This is a genomic window from Microcystis sp. LE19-41.2A, from assembly GCF_027530405.1.
Taxonomy (GTDB): Bacteria; Cyanobacteriota; Cyanobacteriia; order Cyanobacteriales; family Microcystaceae; genus Microcystis; species Microcystis aeruginosa.
Map to the genome: position 1 here is coordinate 1 of NZ_JAPZQJ010000077.1, position 16,375 is coordinate 16,375.

Sequence of the window (16,375 nt, forward strand, 5' to 3'; positions counted from 1 at the left end):
ACCCTTATATAGAAAAGCATTTAGCGATTTTTGTCAATTGTTTTTGCTCTAGAGCGAACTAATCAATTAAGTCTCTTGCCAGATAAGGATTTAGTCGATTTATGCCCCCCTATCGAACCATACCAAGTAACGAAGAACCCCGATTCTTAATGTGTAAAATGTGTAAGAGGAAGAGACGCAAAAAATAAACCCCCTCAACTGACTAAATGAAGGGGGTTATGATATTATTCCAATAGGAAGGGATAGATAGGGTTATAGCCATGAGTATTGATATCTCCGATGAAATTCTCAGTGCAACACGCATGACTGAAGCTGAGATGAGGCAGGAAATTGCGGTCATGCTCTTTCAAAAAGAGAAGCTCACCCTTGCTCAAGCGAGTCGATTTGCAGGAATGAATCGTATTGCTTTTCAACACCTACTTGCAAGTCGTCAAATTCCGGTACACTACGATGTCGAAGATTTTGAACAGGATATTAAGAACTTGCGGGAGATGGGCAGATTGTGATCGTTGTCAGTGATACATCCCCTATCAACAATCTTGCCGCCATTAATCAACTTCATCTGCTACAACAACTTTACGAAATAGTTTTTATTCCCGAAGCAGTTTATCGAGAATTAACTGAGCCTGATTTTCCGGTAGCAGGTTCAATAGAAGTCCAAACCTTAGATTGGATTCAAACTCGAACGGTAACTAACCGCACAGTGATTGAAGCTCTTGAGTCGTGAACTAGATAAGGGAGAAGCTGAGGCTATTGCTTTGGCACTTGAGTTGGGAGCGGATCAAGTTTTGATTGATGAGCGTCGTGGTCGTAGGATTGCTGCTAGACTTAATCTTCGATACACAGGAATTCTGGGCATTTTGGTTGAGGCGAAGAATCGAGGGTTAATCTCTGAGGTGAAACCCTTGCTAGACGCTTTGATTGATCGAGCAGGATTTTGGGTTGCTGCAGCTTTATACAGCAGTGTTTTACAGATTGTTGATGAAGAAAAAAATAAACCCACTCAAGATTGAATGAAGGGGTATTTATGGTATTTTTAGAGGCAATTTAGCCTACTTTTGTGGTTTCTTTTTCGGTGGATTTGGATGGTTTTAGTTGGCGCTTCAGGGTTGCACCTGCGCCGAGAGTGCCGAGCGCCAGGAGGCTTAAAATAGAAGAAGGCTCTGGTGCAGATTTTGCAGCTAACACTATTATACCAGCATCATTTATTCCAGTAGTGAACGTGGAGACAGCACCAGGTACATGAATAGTCCTGAAACTTCCTTGACTATATAGGAAACCACGGGCACTTAAGGATGAGGGGCGTTCCGGTACATTTACTCCCACAATATCTCCCAAGTTATTTATATCATAAATAAATGTTTCTCCTTCACCCGGTAAGTTGATGGCACTGAAAGTATTGTTTCTCAAAATAAATCCATGTGCGTTTCCTTCGCTGTCATAGTAGTCACCGACAATTTCACGATTATTGTTTATTTCACTAACAAATGTGTTAGTAGCACTAGGGACATCAATAAGAGAAAAAATACCTTCACTAAATAGGTAACTACGAACTGTTTGAGTGTCACTGTCGAAGTATTGACCTACTATATCGCCCAAGTCATTACTGCCAGCAATAATACTGTCACTGAACGGTGTATTAAAAGTTGTAAATGCACCACTATTAAAAATAAAACCATGGAATACACTATTACTATCTAAGTAACTTCCTACAATCTGTCGAAGATTATTTATATCTTGAGGTGTGGTTTCGATAGAACCAGGAAAGTTTAAAATATTTAAGTCACCTTGTGGACTTCTATAGAAGCCTTGGTTGGGTGTGTTGTTAGAATTGAAATAACCGACAATATCGCCATTATTATTGATGGATGTCGCAAAAGTTTCAGTTGCATTAGGTACTCGAAAGCAGTCAAAAGTATCCCCTACTAAGATACAACTTTGTGTTGTTAAGGCATTAGCTTGAGCAGTCAATCCCATCGCAGTTGCTACCCCTGCTAACAGAATTGGTGTTACTAACCTAATTTTGAACACAATCACCTAATTACCTCCCTGATCTTTATTTGATGTATACAGTGCGATCTCGCTCTAGCACCCAGGTTAAGCAACAGCCCAACCCAACACCAAAGGGAGATAGCAGAAGCATACACACTCCCCCCCACAACTGTATCAAAAGCTACAATTTAATAAATCTTTATATTTCTCTCCCTAGCTTAGGGGTTGACAGAGCAGGGAGTCTCAGGTGTTTTCCGTTGTTTTACTCCTTCTCAGACGAACTATCCTCTTTCTTGAGTTATTGTGGCGCGGTATGTCGGATTCGTCTTTGCGTTCATCTCTGTCTCGAAGTTGTTGAAGCAGATTCTCTATTTTGTTATAATTAGTGTCATTCGTTCGGTTTTGGGAGGGAAAAATATTCCGACACTTGCACAACTCTTGCAATGTTATACCCTATCTTGTTGGGCAACAAGGTTTTATTTACCAATTAACTTAATAAGATTGGATGATCGTACTAAAAATATTTTCATGTTAATTGGTGAAGGTATTGAGATTGAAATTAAACCTAATGGACAATGGATAAAATGAATCAAAAACCTAATTTTAAAACTATGACATCTCAAGAATTAAAAAGTTATGTATTATCTCATCGTGAGGATGACGAGGCTTTTTATGCTTATGTAGATAAGGTAAATGAAAGAAAAGATCGAGTAGTTTATCCACCTTTAAACTCCTTAGAAGATCTGGAAAAATATCCCGAAGTTATTGAACAAATGCGTCAAGATTCCCGTCATAATTTTCAGCAAAATGAGTTAACTTAGATACAGTGCGATCGCACTCTCTCGCAGTCAGGTCAAGCAATAGCCCAACCCAAGACAGAAGGAGGATAACAGCACAGCACACACCCCCCACAACTGTATCAAAAGCTACAATTTATAAATCTTTACATTTCTCTCCCTGACGAGCTATCCACCATGAAACCCATCCTCAACGCCCAGATGATTTCGGAAGTTAGAGGACAACCAGAATCACGACCAATATCAACGGACGGGACTCAACTGCCCCAGTTCAACGCTCACTGCATCAAAGCGATTGTCCCCAGGGCGATAGGAGAGAATTTCCAAGCCAATCGGCTCGCCACTGGTGGAATCCTTAATCAGAATCACCCCATCCCCCAGTTCAGTACAAATCTGCTCCTTTCTGGGTTGCTGCCAGAAGACAGTCAGTAATTCCGTTTCCGGTTCATAGAAAACTTTTACTTGAGCCATAGCATTTCCCCTTCTTTAATCCCATCGGTTTGGTAGGCAGTAATCAAGAACCCATCTCCATTCAAACGCCGAGCCACTGCCACAACCCAACGTTTTTCCTGTCGCTGGCGATAAAATAGCAGCACCCCAGCATCGTGGCTACTGCGTCGAATTTCATCTGGTGAAGCTAGGGTAAGGGTCACTAATTCCTCCAACTCCTCAAGGTCAGGATGTTTGCCCATTAGCCTCTGCCAATAACCTTCTGAAGTTCTAACTGTAAATCCCAAAGGGGTAACAACTTCAAATTTCATTCCCAATCATGGATAGGATTCTCGTTTCGGTGTTCGATAAATATAGTGGTCGTGTTGCCGATGCTCAATCTTCAATTCCTGAATCTACAAGACAATTGGCAATGAGTTGGTCAAATTGCTCCCAATCTTCACTATCCCATGATGAATTATCATTTGATGTAGTATTTTGAGCGGATTCGATAAAGGTAATAATAACCGATTCTCCATACAACCACACATACTATCCCCCGTAACTGTATTTTAAGCTACAATTTAATAAATCTTTACATTCCTCCCTTCAGATTTTGGGGTTTTTGGGGAGTTCAAGAGCTTGGACTTGTACAATAAAGTTGTACAAGTCCCCAAAGACCAAGCAAATTAGTGCTGAAAGCTTGAGGATTACAACTTTTCTCCTGTGGGTTCTAGACATCAACCTAAAAGTCGGCACTTAAAGGGGTACGGGGGAAAGGAATCACATCGCGAATATTGGTCATTCCCGTCATGAATTGTACCAGACGCTCGAATCCTAAACCAAAACCAGCGTGGGGAACGGAACCGTAGCGACGCAGCTCTAAATACCACCACAAATCATCGGGATTCATTCCCTGTTCCTGCATTCTTTGGATTAATACATCTAATCGTTCTTCCCGTTGGGAACCGCCGATAATTTCGCCGATCTTGGGCGCTAAAATATCCATAGCGGAAACGGTTTTATTACTGTCATCTAGACGCATATAAAAAGCTTTGATTGTCTTGGGATAATTGGTGACAATCACGGGTTTTTTAAATAGTTCTTCCGCTAGATAACGTTCGTGTTCTGACTGTAAATCTACGCCCCATTCTACGGGAAACTCGAACTGACGATCGGCTTTTTCTAATAACTCGATCGCTTCACTGTAGGTAATCCGTCCAAACTCACTATTAACGATATTCTCGGCCGTACTTAACACCGTTTTATCGATACGTTCGTTAAAAAACTGCAAATCTTCGGGACAATTTTCTAAAACGAATTTAAAGATATATTTCAGAAAAGCTTCCGCTAAATCCTGATCTCCTTCCAAGTCACAAAAAGCCATTTCCGGTTCCACCATCCAAAACTCGGCCAGATGACGGGAAGTATTAGAATTTTCGGCGCGAAAAGTCGGGCCAAAAGTGTAAACATTAGATAAAGCCATGGCCATTACTTCCGCTTGTAATTGTCCACTGACGGTTAAATAGGCCCGTTTACCAAAGAAATCCTCGGCAAAATTGGCGGGTTTTTTTAAATCTAAACTGGTGACAGTAAATAATTCTCCCGCACCTTCGCAGTCGTTAGCGGTAATAATGGGAGTATGTACCCAAATAAAGCCCTTTTCTTGGAAAAAAGTGTGTATAGCGGTGGCGCAAGCGTTTCTAACCCGCATTACTGCTCCTAGGGTGTTGGTTCTTGCTCGCAGATGGGCAATAGTTCTTAGGAATTCAAAGGAATGACGTTTCTTTTGTAGGGGATAATCCGGGGGACAGTCACCATAAAGGGTGATTTCGGCCGCTTTTAACTCGATATTTTGCCCTTTACCCGGGGAAAGAACCAAATTTCCCGAAACAGCGATCGCTGTTCCCGTACTAATTGTCTTTAGTACATTTTCATAATCGGGTAAAGTCGGTTCGAGGATAACTTGTAAGTTGGCCAGGGATGAGCCATCATTAACTTCCAGGAAAGTAAATTCTTTTAATTCTCGTTTTGTTCTCACCCAACCCTGCACGGTGACGGATTGATCGGGTTGTCCTGTTTGAAAGATTTCCTTGATTCTGGTAGTCATCGCTTATCCCTATGTTAGAACCAAAGAGTATTTTAACTGAATGTCAGCAAAAGTCCCTCGCTTTTATGGACTTCTGCTGACTTTGTATATAGACAATTCTCGAAAACCCTGTTATCATAGTTATAGTTTCTTGATAACTCTTATGTACAAAGCGTACAAATTCAGACTTAAGCCTAATACCGAGCAAGAAATAGCCTTAGCAAAAAGCTTTGGCTGTTGTCGTTGGTTTTGGAATTATTCCCTGAATTTATGCCAAGAAACCTATAAAACCACAGGAAAAGGACTGACACGAAACTATATTCAGGGACTATTGCCTAGTCTCAAAAAAGAATATGAGTGGTTGACAGATGCTTATTCTCAGTGTTTACAGGTTGTTGCTTTGAACTTATCCCAAGCTTATCAAAATTTCTTTGAGAAACGAGCTAGATTACCAAGATTCAAATCCAAACATGGTAAACAATCAATTAGCTATCCAGCTAAGGTTAAATTTGAAGGTGACTACCTCAAATTACCGGGTAAAGTTGGATTAGTTTATTGTGTTCGTCATCGGGAATTTGCAGGAACAATTAAAACCGTTACTATCTCAAAAAACCCAGACGGTAAATACTACGCTTCTATTTTAGTTGATGACGGGCAATCTCCCCTGCCCCCCTTGATAAGGGGGGTGCCGAAGGCGGGGGGATCTACCCTTGATAAGGGGGGTGACGAAGGCGGGGGGATAGATGGAAAAGCCATAGGAATTGATTTAGGATTAACTCATTTTTGTATTACCAGTAATGGTAGTAAATATGATAATCCTAGACATTTAGCCAAACATCAACGTAATCTAAAAAGGAAACAACAAAAGTTATCGCGTAAAAAGAAAGGCAGTAACAACCGTCAAAAAGCTAGAGGTAAAGTAGCTAAAGTTCACTCTAAAATCTCAAGATGTCGTGAGGATTTTCTCCACAAGCTATCCCGTAAGATAGTTAACGAAAACCAAGTTATTGCGGTAGAAAATCTCAATGTCAAAGGCATGGTACGCAATCATAATTTAGCTAAGGCTATTAGTGATTGTAGTTGGGGAATGTTTTGTACAATGCTTAAATACAAGGCAGAATGGGAGGGAAAAACCTATATTGAAGTTGATAGGTTTTTCCCTAGTTCTAAGACTTGTCATGTCTGTCTGAATCAAGTGGGTAGTTTGCCGCTTGATGTTAGAATATGGACTTGTGAACATTGCAAAACAATCCATGACCGGGACATAAATGCGGCGATAAATATCAGAGATGAAGCCTTACGGATATTGTCGTTAGGAACTAGCGATACTGCCTATAGAGGGGATATAAGACCAAAAGCTGGGCGTAAGTCCGTCTTGAGGCAATCCCCCGTGAAATAGGAAGCTCTCAAAGACCTTGAGAGTAGTTCACGATAGAAGGTTCAGATCAGGCTAAAATCAATCTCGAACAGGTGTCATGCTTCTGGTGGAAAAATTATTAAGTAAGCCCAAAAGCCGTAAATTAGCGATTTTTTTGGCTTTTATCGGCAGCATTCTCGCTTTACCCTTTCCTATCGCCGGTATTCATAAATTCTATCTCGGTCAACCTCTCTGGGGAATTATTTATCTTCTGCTCTGGCAAACTCCGATTCCCCGGGTGGCTTGCGCGATCGATGCAGTGTGGTATTTAATCCAAGATAACCAATTTTTGGCTAACTATTTTCCCACTGCCACCGCTGCTGCCACTGTCCCCAGTTTAGAGCCTAAACAAGTAGAGGCGATCGGGGCAGCTTTAAGGGAATTAGAGCGCCTCCGGCAAGAAGGATTAATTTCTGAGTACGAATTTGAAGAAAAACGGCGACAACTACTATAATGACACCGCAAAACTGGTTAGGGCGCACTTTTAACCCTTTAAAAGCCAAAATTAGCAATGATCCCTATTATCGCTTTCGTTCCCTCGATGAGATCGCTATGGCGGCGCAATTGGGCATTAAAATTAATGTCAGTCAAGCGGGTGTGGATGATTGGCTGCGATTGCCGGGGATATCCATCCATCAAGCGCGAATGTTGGTGGAATTGTCGGGTATGGGGGTAGAATTGCTTTGTCTCGAAGATCTAGCGGCTGCTTTGAGTGTTCCTGTGGCTAGATTGAAAGCTTGGGAGCCGATTCTAGAATTTGCCTATTATAGTCGGGAAAGTCACCTCGCACCCCCTAAAATCAATCCTAACACCGCTTCGATCGAGCAGTTAACCACCTTACCCCTGATCAGCGATAATTTGGCAGCTGCCATTATTAAAAACAGGGAAGAACAGGGATTATTTAAGAATATTGTGGATTTTAAAGGGCGTTTATCCCTAGACGCTCAGGAAATCTCCCAATTAATGCACTTTTTCCAGTTTTAATCCCAAATACTCAGAACAGGAGACAGGAGACAGGAGATAGGAGACAGGAGACAGGAGATAGGAGTCAGGAGTCAGGAGACAGGAGATAGGAGACAGAAGATTAGTTTTATTTATTCTCCCCACACCCCACACCCCACACCCCACACCCCACACCCTACACCCCACCAACAAACTTTTCTAAATGTCTTCAGATTCCTCGCCATCATTAGGGGGAACTAGGGCTACCGCAGCGATCGCATCGTCCTCATCGAGTTTTTGTACCCGGATGCCTCCGGCCGATCGCGATTGAGGAGTAATAGCATCGACGGATTGACGGATGATAATACCCCGTGCGGTGATAATCATAAATTCCTCGTGGGGGTTAACAACGTGCAGAGCCGCTAATTTATCGTTCTTTTTGCGGAATTTAATCACTCTGACTCCTAATCCCGCCCGATTTTGCAGACGTAGGAGGGTAACGGGAACCCGTTTTCCTAGTCCTGCCATGGTAATCGCTAACACCCAGGGGCCATTATTAGCCACTTCGGGGTTAATTTCTTCGCTTTCGTCCTCGGTTTCTTCTTCGTTAGATTCAGCGATTTGGGCGACAATTTGACTAGGCAGGATGTCCATACTAATTAATTCGTCACCTGAGCGCAATTTCATCGATTTTACGCCCTTAGTTGCCCTTCCCAGGGAGCGCAATTGTTGACTATCGGCCTTAAAATGAATTGCCATCCCCTGACGAGAACCGATAATGACGCTATCTTCCTCTTTAGCCAAGCGAACCCAACGTAGTTGATCACCGTCTTCGAGAGAAATGGCGATTAAACCGTTCGATCGAATATTACTAAAGGCAGCGAGGGCGGTTTTCTTGATAAATCCCTTTTGTGTGAGCATAATCAGGTAATTATCCTCGCTGAACTCGCTGACTGCCACCACCGAGGTGATTTTCTCCCCTTTGGGAATCTCTAACAGTTGCACGATGGGAACGCCGCGAGCGGTACGGGAACCGGTGGGGATATGATAGGCGTTGAGACTATAGACAACCCCGCGATCGGTGAAAAAGAGAACGCTATCGTGATCGCGGCAGGTGATAAAGTGATCGATGCCGTCGTCTTCTTTCATTTTCGCCCCAGCTTTGCCCCTTGTCGCCCGATTTTGGGACTCAAAGGTATTAACGGGCATTCTTTTGATGTAACCCTGTTCGGTGACGAGAATTAAGGCTTGTTCGTTGGCAATCAGGTCAGTTTCGGCGATTTCTCCTTCCCGTTGTTCAATATGAGTGCGACGCGGGGTAGCGTGAATCGTTTTGATCTGTTGCAGTTCTTCCTCGATAATGCTGTCGATCCGTTCTTTTCTGGCTAAAATATCCTGAAGATCGCCGATTTTTGTCAGTAATTCCCCGTGTTCTTGCTGAATTTTCTCCGATTCTAGGGCGGTTAACCGTCGCAGCTGCATTTGTAGGATTGCGTCCGCTTGCACCTCTGAAAGACCAAAATTCTGCACTAATCCCTCTTTTGCACTAGCTGTGTCGGCCGCACTGCGAATTAGGGCAATGACTGCATCGAGACTAGCGAGGGCAATTAGTAAACCCTGAAGGATATGATCCCTTTCCTCGGCCTTGCGGAGTTCATAACGGGTACGACGGGTGATCACTTCTACCCGAAAATCGAGGAAAACCCGAAGAAACTCCCTTAAGGTCAGTAATCTCGGTTCGTTATCGACTAATGCCAACATATTCGCCCCAAAATTCGACTGGAGGGGCGTTTGTTTATAAAGATTGTTGAGGACGACGCGGGGATAGGCATCTCGTTTCAGTTCGATCACTACCCGGATGCCGTCGCGATCGCTTTCGTCCCGCACATCGGAAATACCGTCTATTTTGCGATCATTGACCAAATCGGCGATTTTTTCGATTAATGCCGCTTTATTGGTTTGATAGGGCAGTTCGGTGATAATAATAGCATCTCGATCGGGTCTTCCCCTTTGTTCGATGGTTTCAAAGGAGGCGACTCCCCGCAGGGTAATGGAACCCCGGCCGGTGGTGTAAGCTTCCTGAATGCCGTCTCTGCCAAGGATATGCCCCCCGGTGGGAAAGTCCGGCCCTGGGATATAACGCTGTAATTCCGTATCGGTGAGATCGGGGTTATGGATGAGGGCAACGGTTCCATCGATAATCTCGGCCAGGTTGTGGGGGGGGATATTGGTGGCCATACCGACGGCGATACCCGATGAGCCATTAATTAGCAGTTGCGGGACTCTAGAGGGTAAAACCACGGGTTCCTGTTGGGAACCATCGAAGTTATCGGCGAAATCGACGGTTTCTGACTCTATATCCTGTAGTAGGGCGTTGGTGGCCAGGGTGTGCAGACGACACTCGGTATAACGCATGGCTGCTGGGGGATCGTTATCGATCGATCCGAAGTTACCATGACCGTTAATCAGGGGATCGCGCATGGAGAAATCCTGGGCCATGCGGACAAGAGCATCGTAAACAGCAGTATCCCCGTGGGGGTGGTATTTTCCTAATACTTCCCCGACGACTCTAGCGCATTTCCGGAAGGGGCGATCGGGGGTTAATCCTAGTTCGTACATCGCGTAAAGAATGCGCCGGTGTACGGGTTTCAGTCCGTCCCTAGCGTCGGGCAAGGCGCGCCCAACGATGACGCTCATGGCGTATTCTAGGTAGGAACGGGACATTTCATTGCTTAAGTCTGTGGGGACGACATGATCCTGGGCGGCGGTCATAGGGGGGTTAACTCCAATAACAAGGCAAAAAAAGCGTTTTTGTGAGTAAATTCGCTAAAAATCGGGTTTTTACCCTTTTGATGTGCAAAATATGCCCATTTGTACGACTATTTTACCATAAAATCCCTCTTTTTTGGGGTTTGAGGCGGCACTCAAACGTTTGCCGAAGGTCTGTTCCCTCATTCCAGTCCCATCTTGACACTCTGTGGACTATCTGTCACAATATTGTCATGTAGGCCATTTGTTCTTAAAGTAATGGATTTGCAATTGTCATTATTTCCAGATAATCAACCAAGTCAGGCGGTAAGCAAACAGAAAAAAGCCAAGTTAGGTCGTTACGAAAGAATTCAGCGCGAACTAGCAACGGTAAAGCGTGATCCCTATCAAGTCCTGGTCGATGTTAACGTTCCGCTTAAGCCTCTCAATAGCTATAATTTTATCGATCTATTCTCCGGTGCGGGCGGTATCACCCAAGGTTTATTGCAAGCAGGTTTTAACCCTGTAGCCAGTGCAGAAATTAGCCCGATCGCCTCAGCAACCCATCAAAAGAATTTTCCCAATTGTCATCATTTTTGTGGTGATATACATGATTTTAATACTCAAGAATGGTTGGCCAAAATTGGCAATCCATTCATTCATCTTGTGGTGGGCGGACCACCATGTCAAGGATTTTCTGTTGCTGGAAAACGAGATGCTAATGATCCGAGGAATCATCTCTTTCAAGAATTTATCCGCCTTGTTTCTGAAATACAGCCTTGGTACGTTGTCATGGAGAATGTACCCGGTATTTTAACAATAAAAAAAGGAGAAATTAAGCAAAATATTCTGGAAGCTTTTCAAAGTATTGGCTATGGAAATATTTCAATAGCAATTCTTGAATCTGCCGCCTATGGCGTTCCTCAAATAAGACCAAGAGCTATTTTCATAGCTAATAGATTTGGGATGCCAAATCCTTATCCAAGTCCTCAATTAGTACCGGAGAAATACCAACCGATTGAAGCCGCTATCTGCGATTTACCTGCTTATGAACCTCTTCCCAGTATCAATCACGAATGGACTCGTCACTCCCCCGAATATATGGCCAGAATAGCTCAAGTTCCTCCCGGGGGTTCCTTATATGAAAGTTATGTTGATGCCTTCAAACGACAGTATCGGGGTAAGCCAAGTATGACAATTAAAGAAAATCATGGCGGTACTCATATCCATCCCTATTTAAATCGGGTTATTTCAGCCAGAGAAATGGCTAGATTACAAACTTTTCCCGATTCCTTTATTTTTGAAGGAACAATGAAAAAAGCGATGTGGCAAATTGGAAACGCCGTACCTCCACGTTTGGCAGAGTGTATTGGCTATGCTCTTATTCCCTACTTAAATCTAATAGCTACAGGTAATAAAAATATTGGAGAGGTGGCAAGATAAATCACCGCTCTTCAGTCAATTTGATATTAAGAGAATTACGCCATGTTTCCAAATCATACCAACCGCAACCTACACAGCCATGTTCTGCTTCTGCTCCAGATTGAGGAATATTTTCCGGCCAGTTCTCTCCACCGGAATACCAAAATCTGATATCCATTGGTGTTCCTCGCTTACCAGTTTTAATACATTTTTCACAACTTCTTGACTTTAATAAATTATGATTTCCCGCACTATCTTTTTTGAGAAGCTGAAACTTGTTTCTCATCTCAGCTACACTCATATTGACATCATGACTTGGTTCACTTATCCCCCAACGTTCCATAGGAAAACGATGGTCAATAACCAGTTCATGTGACTGTCTGATTCTGTTTTCAATCACATCTTTATATCGATAAAACTCCAAAATTCTAGCCACTAATTGAGGCGGTATGTTGGCAGAGGCATTCGCCGCTCGCATCTCTCCAGTCCATCGATCCCAAGTTGTTGTTTTCTGACAAATTGGACAGTATTCTCGTTTTGTTTCTATTACTAGCCCCTGGCGACCGCTCCTATTTCCGCGCTCTAATCCTTGGATACCACCGCCACCAGCATATTGCTCCGATGCTATTTTTTTCCCTTCACAGGTACGACAATGCCAAGCTCGATCTGATAATAACTCGAAGACTTTGTACTGTGATGAACCCTGTTTAAACTTTGCTTTTATAGCTTCTACTAAATCAGAACTCATTCCGGTTTCTCTATTTCTATCTCTAAATTTTCCAGTAATTGGGATACAGTTATGTTTAAGCCCTTCGCCAGAGTGACAAGAGCGGTAAGAGAAGGATTTCTTACTCCTCGCTCTAGTCCAGATATATAGGTACGATCAAGATGGCAACGTAGCCCTAGTTCTTCTTGTGATATGCCTAAAGCTGCTCTATGCTCTCGGATCATTAACCCCAATGCCCTTAAAATTACTGCTTTTGATTTTTCCATAAAGTCTATAATCGTCCTTAGTGGACGATAAGTCCACGGACTATATGTCACAGGAATAATTTTCCTCTCCTCCCGTCAACCAAACAGCCTCTTAATCAGAATCAAAAGATCGTCAAGGCAGCTCACAGGGGGACAAAATCAGATTTTTTAGCAGTTTTTCCCTCGATAATTTAGGATAAAATAAAAATGCGATCGAGAGTTAATATTATGGCCCGATCGGCAGCTCAAGAATCGATGATGATTGAGCTTAATGATCCCTTAACTCTAGCGAACGCTATTATCCTGATTTTCCGAGCGCAAAAATTACCCCAAAATGCTTACCCCTCTCCTCTGGCAAAGTGCCAATCCCCACCCCGATAATCTGGAGAATTTCCAAATTATTAGCCAATGGTGGCAAGATTTAAATCTTAAGGAAGTCTTCTGGCAACAGCGTTTAATTCCCGATCCTGGCTCTCTGGAAGATATTAATTGGGAGCGGCAAGGTTTTGATGAAAAGTTTAGCATCCAAATGCCCCAAATTCGCGGGATTACCCTCTATTGGCATAAATCTACTTTTGCTGACGAAAGAAGCATGACACCTAAACAATTAATTTTAGATCGGGAACAGGAGCAGTTATATATTTATCCCCAATCCCAACCTAATTTAGTTATTCGGGTGACGAAACCCCATCTGGTTTATCAAAAATTCGAGCTAAAAAATCCTCTCCTGGTTGGCAAAAAAGCAGAAAGTGAATATATTTTACTGATCAGGGATAAAGAACAGCAAATAGAAGTTAAAATTAATCTCAGTCCTGAAAATTATCGGCAATTTCTAGAAACCATGACCGAGGATCAATAATGTGGCAGGGAAACCTAGAACTAATTTACACGCAAAAAAATCTCGCAACCGAGATTAATCACGTCTATGCTACCGCCCCTTTAAAAGTACAAAGACCTTTTTATCCCGAAGGAAAAAACCTTTGTCATACGGTGATTTTACACACGGCGGGGGGAATAGTTTGCGGTGATGTTCTTCAACAAAAAATTCATCTCCAAGCCGCTAGTAATGCCCTGATTACCACTGCTTCTGCTGGAAAAGTTTACCAGAGTAATGGTCAAATGGCTCAACAATTAATCGAGATTAAAATCGATGACAATGCTGGTTTAGAATGGCTACCCCAAGAAACAATTATCTTTAATGGTGCGGTATTTCGCCAACATTTACGAGTGGATTTAGGGGAAAATAGCAGTTGGTTGGGATGGGAAATTACCCGTTTTGGTCGCAGTGCGCGAGGCGAGAAATTTTTAGCGGGAGAATGGCATTCTAATTGGGAAATTTGGCGATCGGGACAACCTTTATGGCTCGATCGCTCCTTCCTGTTGGGTGGTAAAATGATCGAGGGATTTTCTGGTTTAAATAATAGTGCCATGATCGGTACTTTAGTTTATATCGGTCAACCGGTGGGAAGAGATTTAATCGAGAAAGTGAGAGATTTTTCCCTAGAAGGAGAGATGGGAGTTACTAGCACTTTAGGAGATGGTCTTTTATGTCGTTATCGGGGCAATTCTAGCGGTGAAGTGCGACAATGGTTTCAGCAGGTTTGGCAAATTTTAAGGCGAGAAATGAGCGATCGAGATGCAATTATTCCGCGAGTTTGGTTGTCTTGGTAAAGGCGGTTAATTGTCATTTTCTCAAGTCACTTGAATGCCTGTATCGGTGATTGGAGCTATCCAAAATTGTAGATCGGGAGCGACGAGAATTTCCCGGGCCTTTTTAACGATGGTTTCCGCCACTTCCTGAGATGAACAGAGAGTAAAAACCGTCGGGCCAGAGCCTGACATCATCGTTCCCAAGCCGCCTAAATCCCCTAGAACCTGTCTTAACTCGGCTACGAGGGTAAATTGGGGTAAAACCACCTTTTCGAGGTCATTATGGATAAATTTGCCGATAGCGGCTGGTTTTTTCTGGGCGATCGCTTGTACCAAAGCCCCGGAACTCACCTGCTGACGACGGTGATGAAATTCCTCTGGAGAAGACAGATAGGTATCCTGAAATTTTTGCCGATAGCTTTGGTAGGCCCAGGGTGTAGAAACGGATAAATGATCGTATTTGGCTAAAATCACCCATAATCCAGTCAGAGGAGCGATAGGATCGAGAATTTCTCCCCTTCCCGTACAGATAACCGTTCCTCCTGTCACACAAAAGGAAGTATCGGATCCCAATCTTGCCGCTAAAGTTTCTAATTCCGGATGGGTTAAGCCTAATTCCCAGATTAAATCGATGCCGACTAACACCGCCGCCGCGTTGGTGGACCCCCCCGCTAAACCGGCAGCCACGGGAATATGTTTCTCGATGGTGATATCGATGCCGCCGTAATTGGCAAAGAGGCGGGGGAATTCCTTCGCCATCAAAGTGGCGGCGCGATGGGCGAGATTACTGCTATCTTGGGGGACGAGGGGATGAGAGCAAAAGAGGCGGAATTCCTGCAATCCGTTCGGCCGGAGAGTGATGCGATCGCATAATGCCACCGTCTGCATCACCATGACTAACTCGTGGAAACCATCAGGGCGATCGCCAACGATTTCTAGATATAAATTAATTTTAGCGGGGGCTAGAAGGGTATAACTGTGCATTTGTCAAGAAAAAAAATCTAAAATTTTGGCAATTGACCTAATTTTTCCGCCAAGTCAATCCATTGCGATAAACTGAGATCTTCGGCGCGAGCGAGGGGATTAATCTCTAATTGTGTCAGGATTTGGCTTAATCGATCGCTATCTAGACAATTTTTTAGATTATTGCGTAACATTTTGCGCCGGTTGGCAAAACCCCAGCTAATTAAAGTGGACAAAAAGGCCGCATTACCGACATTTTTCGGGAAAACACGGGGTAAAAGCTGAATTACCGCCGAATCCACCCGGGGAGGTGGGGAAAAGGCTCGCCGGGGGACATCACAAATCCATCGACAATCGGCAAGGTATTGAATGCGGACGCTGAGAGCGCTGTAAGCTTTGGTGGAGGGGACAGCGACTAATCTTTCGGCGACTTCTTTCTGGACCAAGAGGGTAATACTCTGGTAAGGGGGGGTGAAGGGATGGGCGATCGAACCGAGCAGCTTTTCCAGGATCGGACCGGTGATATTATAGGGAATATTAGCCACTACTTTATTAACTGGCGGCAGTTGCTCGGGTTTAAGGGTAAGAAAGTCGCCTGGGATGAGATGAAAGTTATCTTGTTGGCCAAATTTTTTATTTAAAATTGTCCATAGATATCGATCGATTTCTACAGCGACAACCAATTGAGCGCCATCGAGAAGACGACGGGTTAAAATGCCTGTACCCGGTCCGATTTCTAATACCCGATCCTCTGATTGTAAATCAGCAGCGCTGATGATGCGATCGAGTATCGATTCATCTTTTAACCAATGTTGTCCAAAACGTTTACGCGGTTGAATTTTCATACGTTTATCCTGAATGTCAGCTTGTCCTTGACAATAACACTCCTGAAAATATCGGCCATGCGATCGATAACCGCATCAATTATCATAGAGCCTAGGCAAAGATAGCAAA

The 16,375-nt window shown here is 43.5% G+C and carries 20 protein-coding genes and 1 pseudogene; 12 read left to right on the top strand and 9 right to left on the bottom strand.

Annotated features, from left to right (window positions below):
- Positions 1-260 precede the first annotated feature (260 nt).
- Positions 261-506: a UPF0175 family protein gene (locus tag O9290_RS03245; RefSeq protein ID WP_002748168.1), complete on the top strand. Its 246-nt coding sequence runs from the start codon at positions 261-263 to the stop codon at positions 504-506.
- Positions 503-1,013: pseudogene (locus tag O9290_RS03250) on the top strand (PIN domain-containing protein). The gene O9290_RS03245 and the pseudogene O9290_RS03250 overlap by 4 nt, the downstream one beginning before the upstream one ends.
- Positions 1,014-1,047: 34 nt before the next feature.
- Here O9290_RS03250 and O9290_RS03255 read toward each other — a convergent pair.
- A complete protein-coding gene (locus O9290_RS03255; RefSeq protein WP_288056448.1) occupies positions 1,048-2,037 on the bottom strand; it encodes a PEP-CTERM sorting domain-containing protein in 990 nt (329 codons plus the stop codon).
- Positions 2,038-2,295: 258 nt separating this feature from the next.
- On the opposite strand from O9290_RS03255, the gene O9290_RS28410 reads away from it, so the two are divergent.
- A complete protein-coding gene (locus O9290_RS28410; RefSeq protein WP_502846440.1) occupies positions 2,296-2,580 on the top strand; it encodes a DUF6888 family protein in 285 nt (94 codons plus the stop codon).
- Positions 2,577-2,813: a DUF6887 family protein gene (locus O9290_RS03260; protein WP_223212995.1), complete on the top strand. Its 237-nt coding sequence runs from the start codon at positions 2,577-2,579 to the stop codon at positions 2,811-2,813. The genes O9290_RS28410 and O9290_RS03260 overlap by 4 nt, the downstream gene beginning before the upstream one ends.
- A 219-nt stretch (positions 2,814-3,032) precedes the next feature.
- On the opposite strand, the gene O9290_RS03265 is transcribed toward O9290_RS03260, so the two are convergent.
- Both O9290_RS03265 and O9290_RS03270 read right to left on the bottom strand, forming a co-directional pair.
- On the bottom strand, positions 3,033-3,260 hold the full coding sequence (locus O9290_RS03265) for a hypothetical protein (RefSeq protein WP_002735928.1): 228 nt from the start codon (positions 3,258-3,260) through the stop codon (positions 3,033-3,035).
- A complete protein-coding gene (locus O9290_RS03270) occupies positions 3,248-3,550 on the bottom strand; it encodes a hypothetical protein (protein ID WP_002759084.1) in 303 nt (100 codons plus the stop codon). The genes O9290_RS03265 and O9290_RS03270 overlap by 13 nt, the downstream gene beginning before the upstream one ends.
- Before the next feature lie 8 nt (positions 3,551-3,558).
- On the opposite strand from O9290_RS03270, the gene O9290_RS03275 reads away from it, so the two are divergent.
- Positions 3,559-3,720, top strand: a complete 162-nt coding sequence (locus O9290_RS03275; RefSeq protein WP_155120386.1) for a hypothetical protein — start codon at positions 3,559-3,561, stop codon at positions 3,718-3,720.
- Between the two features lie 243 nt (positions 3,721-3,963).
- On the opposite strand, the gene asnS is transcribed toward O9290_RS03275, so the two are convergent.
- Positions 3,964-5,328, bottom strand: a complete 1,365-nt coding sequence (asnS, locus tag O9290_RS03280) for an asparagine--tRNA ligase (protein WP_288056445.1) — start codon at positions 5,326-5,328, stop codon at positions 3,964-3,966.
- Positions 5,329-5,470: 142 nt separating this feature from the next.
- Between asnS and O9290_RS03285 the strand changes: the two genes are divergently transcribed.
- The 3 genes from O9290_RS03285 (at position 5,471) to O9290_RS03295 (ending at position 7,708) form a co-directional block, all read left to right on the top strand.
- Positions 5,471-6,706, top strand: a complete 1,236-nt coding sequence (locus tag O9290_RS03285; protein WP_288056443.1) for an RNA-guided endonuclease InsQ/TnpB family protein — start codon at positions 5,471-5,473, stop codon at positions 6,704-6,706.
- A 76-nt stretch (positions 6,707-6,782) separates the two neighbouring features.
- Positions 6,783-7,178, top strand: coding sequence for an NINE protein (locus O9290_RS03290; RefSeq protein ID WP_002759086.1), 396 nt, complete (start codon positions 6,783-6,785; stop codon positions 7,176-7,178).
- A complete protein-coding gene (locus O9290_RS03295) occupies positions 7,178-7,708 on the top strand; it encodes a ComEA family DNA-binding protein (RefSeq protein WP_002759087.1) in 531 nt (176 codons plus the stop codon). The genes O9290_RS03290 and O9290_RS03295 overlap by 1 nt, the downstream gene beginning before the upstream one ends.
- A 177-nt stretch (positions 7,709-7,885) precedes the next feature.
- On the opposite strand, the gene gyrA is transcribed toward O9290_RS03295, so the two are convergent.
- Positions 7,886-10,438, bottom strand: coding sequence for a DNA gyrase subunit A (gene gyrA / locus O9290_RS03300; protein ID WP_288025712.1), 2,553 nt, complete (start codon positions 10,436-10,438; stop codon positions 7,886-7,888).
- A gap of 255 nt (positions 10,439-10,693) precedes the next feature.
- On the opposite strand from gyrA, the gene O9290_RS03305 reads away from it, so the two are divergent.
- Positions 10,694-11,857 (top strand): DNA cytosine methyltransferase, encoded by a 1,164-nt coding sequence (locus O9290_RS03305; RefSeq protein ID WP_288055476.1) that lies wholly within the window; start codon positions 10,694-10,696, stop codon positions 11,855-11,857.
- A 1-nt stretch (position 11,858) separates the two neighbouring features.
- Here the strand turns inward: O9290_RS03305 and O9290_RS03310 are convergent, their stop codons facing one another.
- Positions 11,859-12,584 carry a hypothetical protein gene (locus tag O9290_RS03310; protein ID WP_002759091.1) on the bottom strand — a complete coding sequence of 242 codons (726 nt, stop codon included), beginning with the start codon at positions 12,582-12,584 and terminating at the stop codon, positions 11,859-11,861.
- Positions 12,581-12,829 carry a helix-turn-helix domain-containing protein gene (locus tag O9290_RS03315; RefSeq protein WP_002759092.1) on the bottom strand — a complete coding sequence of 83 codons (249 nt, stop codon included), beginning with the start codon at positions 12,827-12,829 and terminating at the stop codon, positions 12,581-12,583. The genes O9290_RS03310 and O9290_RS03315 overlap by 4 nt, the downstream gene beginning before the upstream one ends.
- Positions 12,830-13,015: 186 nt before the next feature.
- Between O9290_RS03315 and O9290_RS03320 the strand changes: the two genes are divergently transcribed.
- From O9290_RS03320 to O9290_RS03330, 3 genes are read left to right on the top strand one after another with little or no spacing between them, the layout of a single operon-like run.
- Complete coding sequence (locus O9290_RS03320; RefSeq protein WP_002759093.1) at positions 13,016-13,189, top strand: hypothetical protein; 174 nt, start codon at positions 13,016-13,018, stop codon at positions 13,187-13,189.
- The gene (locus O9290_RS03325; protein WP_288055479.1) at positions 13,143-13,667 is read left to right on the top strand and encodes a hypothetical protein; all 525 of its coding nucleotides are present in this window, start codon (positions 13,143-13,145) and stop codon (positions 13,665-13,667) included. Before O9290_RS03320 ends, O9290_RS03325 begins: the two co-directional genes overlap by 47 nt.
- Positions 13,667-14,479 carry an urease accessory protein UreD gene (locus O9290_RS03330; protein WP_288055481.1) on the top strand — a complete coding sequence of 271 codons (813 nt, stop codon included), beginning with the start codon at positions 13,667-13,669 and terminating at the stop codon, positions 14,477-14,479. Before O9290_RS03325 ends, O9290_RS03330 begins: the two co-directional genes overlap by 1 nt.
- Before the next feature lie 21 nt (positions 14,480-14,500).
- Here the strand turns inward: O9290_RS03330 and ispE are convergent, their stop codons facing one another.
- A complete protein-coding gene (ispE, locus tag O9290_RS03335) occupies positions 14,501-15,442 on the bottom strand; it encodes a 4-(cytidine 5'-diphospho)-2-C-methyl-D-erythritol kinase (protein WP_288055484.1) in 942 nt (313 codons plus the stop codon).
- A 17-nt stretch (positions 15,443-15,459) separates the two neighbouring features.
- Positions 15,460-16,266 (bottom strand): 16S rRNA (adenine(1518)-N(6)/adenine(1519)-N(6))-dimethyltransferase RsmA, encoded by an 807-nt coding sequence (gene rsmA, locus O9290_RS03340; protein ID WP_002759099.1) that lies wholly within the window; start codon positions 16,264-16,266, stop codon positions 15,460-15,462.
- Between the last annotated feature and the right edge of the window lie 109 nt (positions 16,267-16,375).

What these genes read in the sequence shown, in the direction of transcription:
- O9290_RS03325 (WP_288055479.1), top strand. Translation starts at nt 13,143, where the DNA reads ATGCTTACCCCTCTCCTCTGGCAAAGTGCCAATCCCCACCCCGATAAT.
- gyrA (WP_288025712.1), bottom strand. Translation starts at nt 10,438, where the DNA reads ATGACCGCCGCCCAGGATCATGTCGTCCCCACAGACTTAAGCAATGAA.
- O9290_RS03295 (WP_002759087.1), top strand. Translation starts at nt 7,178, where the DNA reads ATGACACCGCAAAACTGGTTAGGGCGCACTTTTAACCCTTTAAAAGCC.
- O9290_RS03330 (WP_288055481.1), top strand. Translation starts at nt 13,667, where the DNA reads ATGTGGCAGGGAAACCTAGAACTAATTTACACGCAAAAAAATCTCGCA.
- ispE (WP_288055484.1), bottom strand. Translation starts at nt 15,442, where the DNA reads ATGCACAGTTATACCCTTCTAGCCCCCGCTAAAATTAATTTATATCTA.
- O9290_RS03270 (WP_002759084.1), bottom strand. Translation starts at nt 3,550, where the DNA reads ATGAAATTTGAAGTTGTTACCCCTTTGGGATTTACAGTTAGAACTTCA.
- O9290_RS03245 (WP_002748168.1), top strand. Translation starts at nt 261, where the DNA reads ATGAGTATTGATATCTCCGATGAAATTCTCAGTGCAACACGCATGACT.
- O9290_RS03265 (WP_002735928.1), bottom strand. Translation starts at nt 3,260, where the DNA reads ATGGCTCAAGTAAAAGTTTTCTATGAACCGGAAACGGAATTACTGACT.
- O9290_RS03315 (WP_002759092.1), bottom strand. Translation starts at nt 12,829, where the DNA reads ATGGAAAAATCAAAAGCAGTAATTTTAAGGGCATTGGGGTTAATGATC.
- asnS (WP_288056445.1), bottom strand. Translation starts at nt 5,328, where the DNA reads ATGACTACCAGAATCAAGGAAATCTTTCAAACAGGACAACCCGATCAA.
- O9290_RS03285 (WP_288056443.1), top strand. Translation starts at nt 5,471, where the DNA reads ATGTACAAAGCGTACAAATTCAGACTTAAGCCTAATACCGAGCAAGAA.
- O9290_RS03320 (WP_002759093.1), top strand. Translation starts at nt 13,016, where the DNA reads ATGCGATCGAGAGTTAATATTATGGCCCGATCGGCAGCTCAAGAATCG.
- O9290_RS03275 (WP_155120386.1), top strand. Translation starts at nt 3,559, where the DNA reads ATGGATAGGATTCTCGTTTCGGTGTTCGATAAATATAGTGGTCGTGTT.
- rsmA (WP_002759099.1), bottom strand. Translation starts at nt 16,266, where the DNA reads ATGAAAATTCAACCGCGTAAACGTTTTGGACAACATTGGTTAAAAGAT.
- O9290_RS03290 (WP_002759086.1), top strand. Translation starts at nt 6,783, where the DNA reads ATGCTTCTGGTGGAAAAATTATTAAGTAAGCCCAAAAGCCGTAAATTA.
- O9290_RS03310 (WP_002759091.1), bottom strand. Translation starts at nt 12,584, where the DNA reads ATGAGTTCTGATTTAGTAGAAGCTATAAAAGCAAAGTTTAAACAGGGT.
- O9290_RS03305 (WP_288055476.1), top strand. Translation starts at nt 10,694, where the DNA reads ATGGATTTGCAATTGTCATTATTTCCAGATAATCAACCAAGTCAGGCG.
- O9290_RS03260 (WP_223212995.1), top strand. Translation starts at nt 2,577, where the DNA reads ATGAATCAAAAACCTAATTTTAAAACTATGACATCTCAAGAATTAAAA.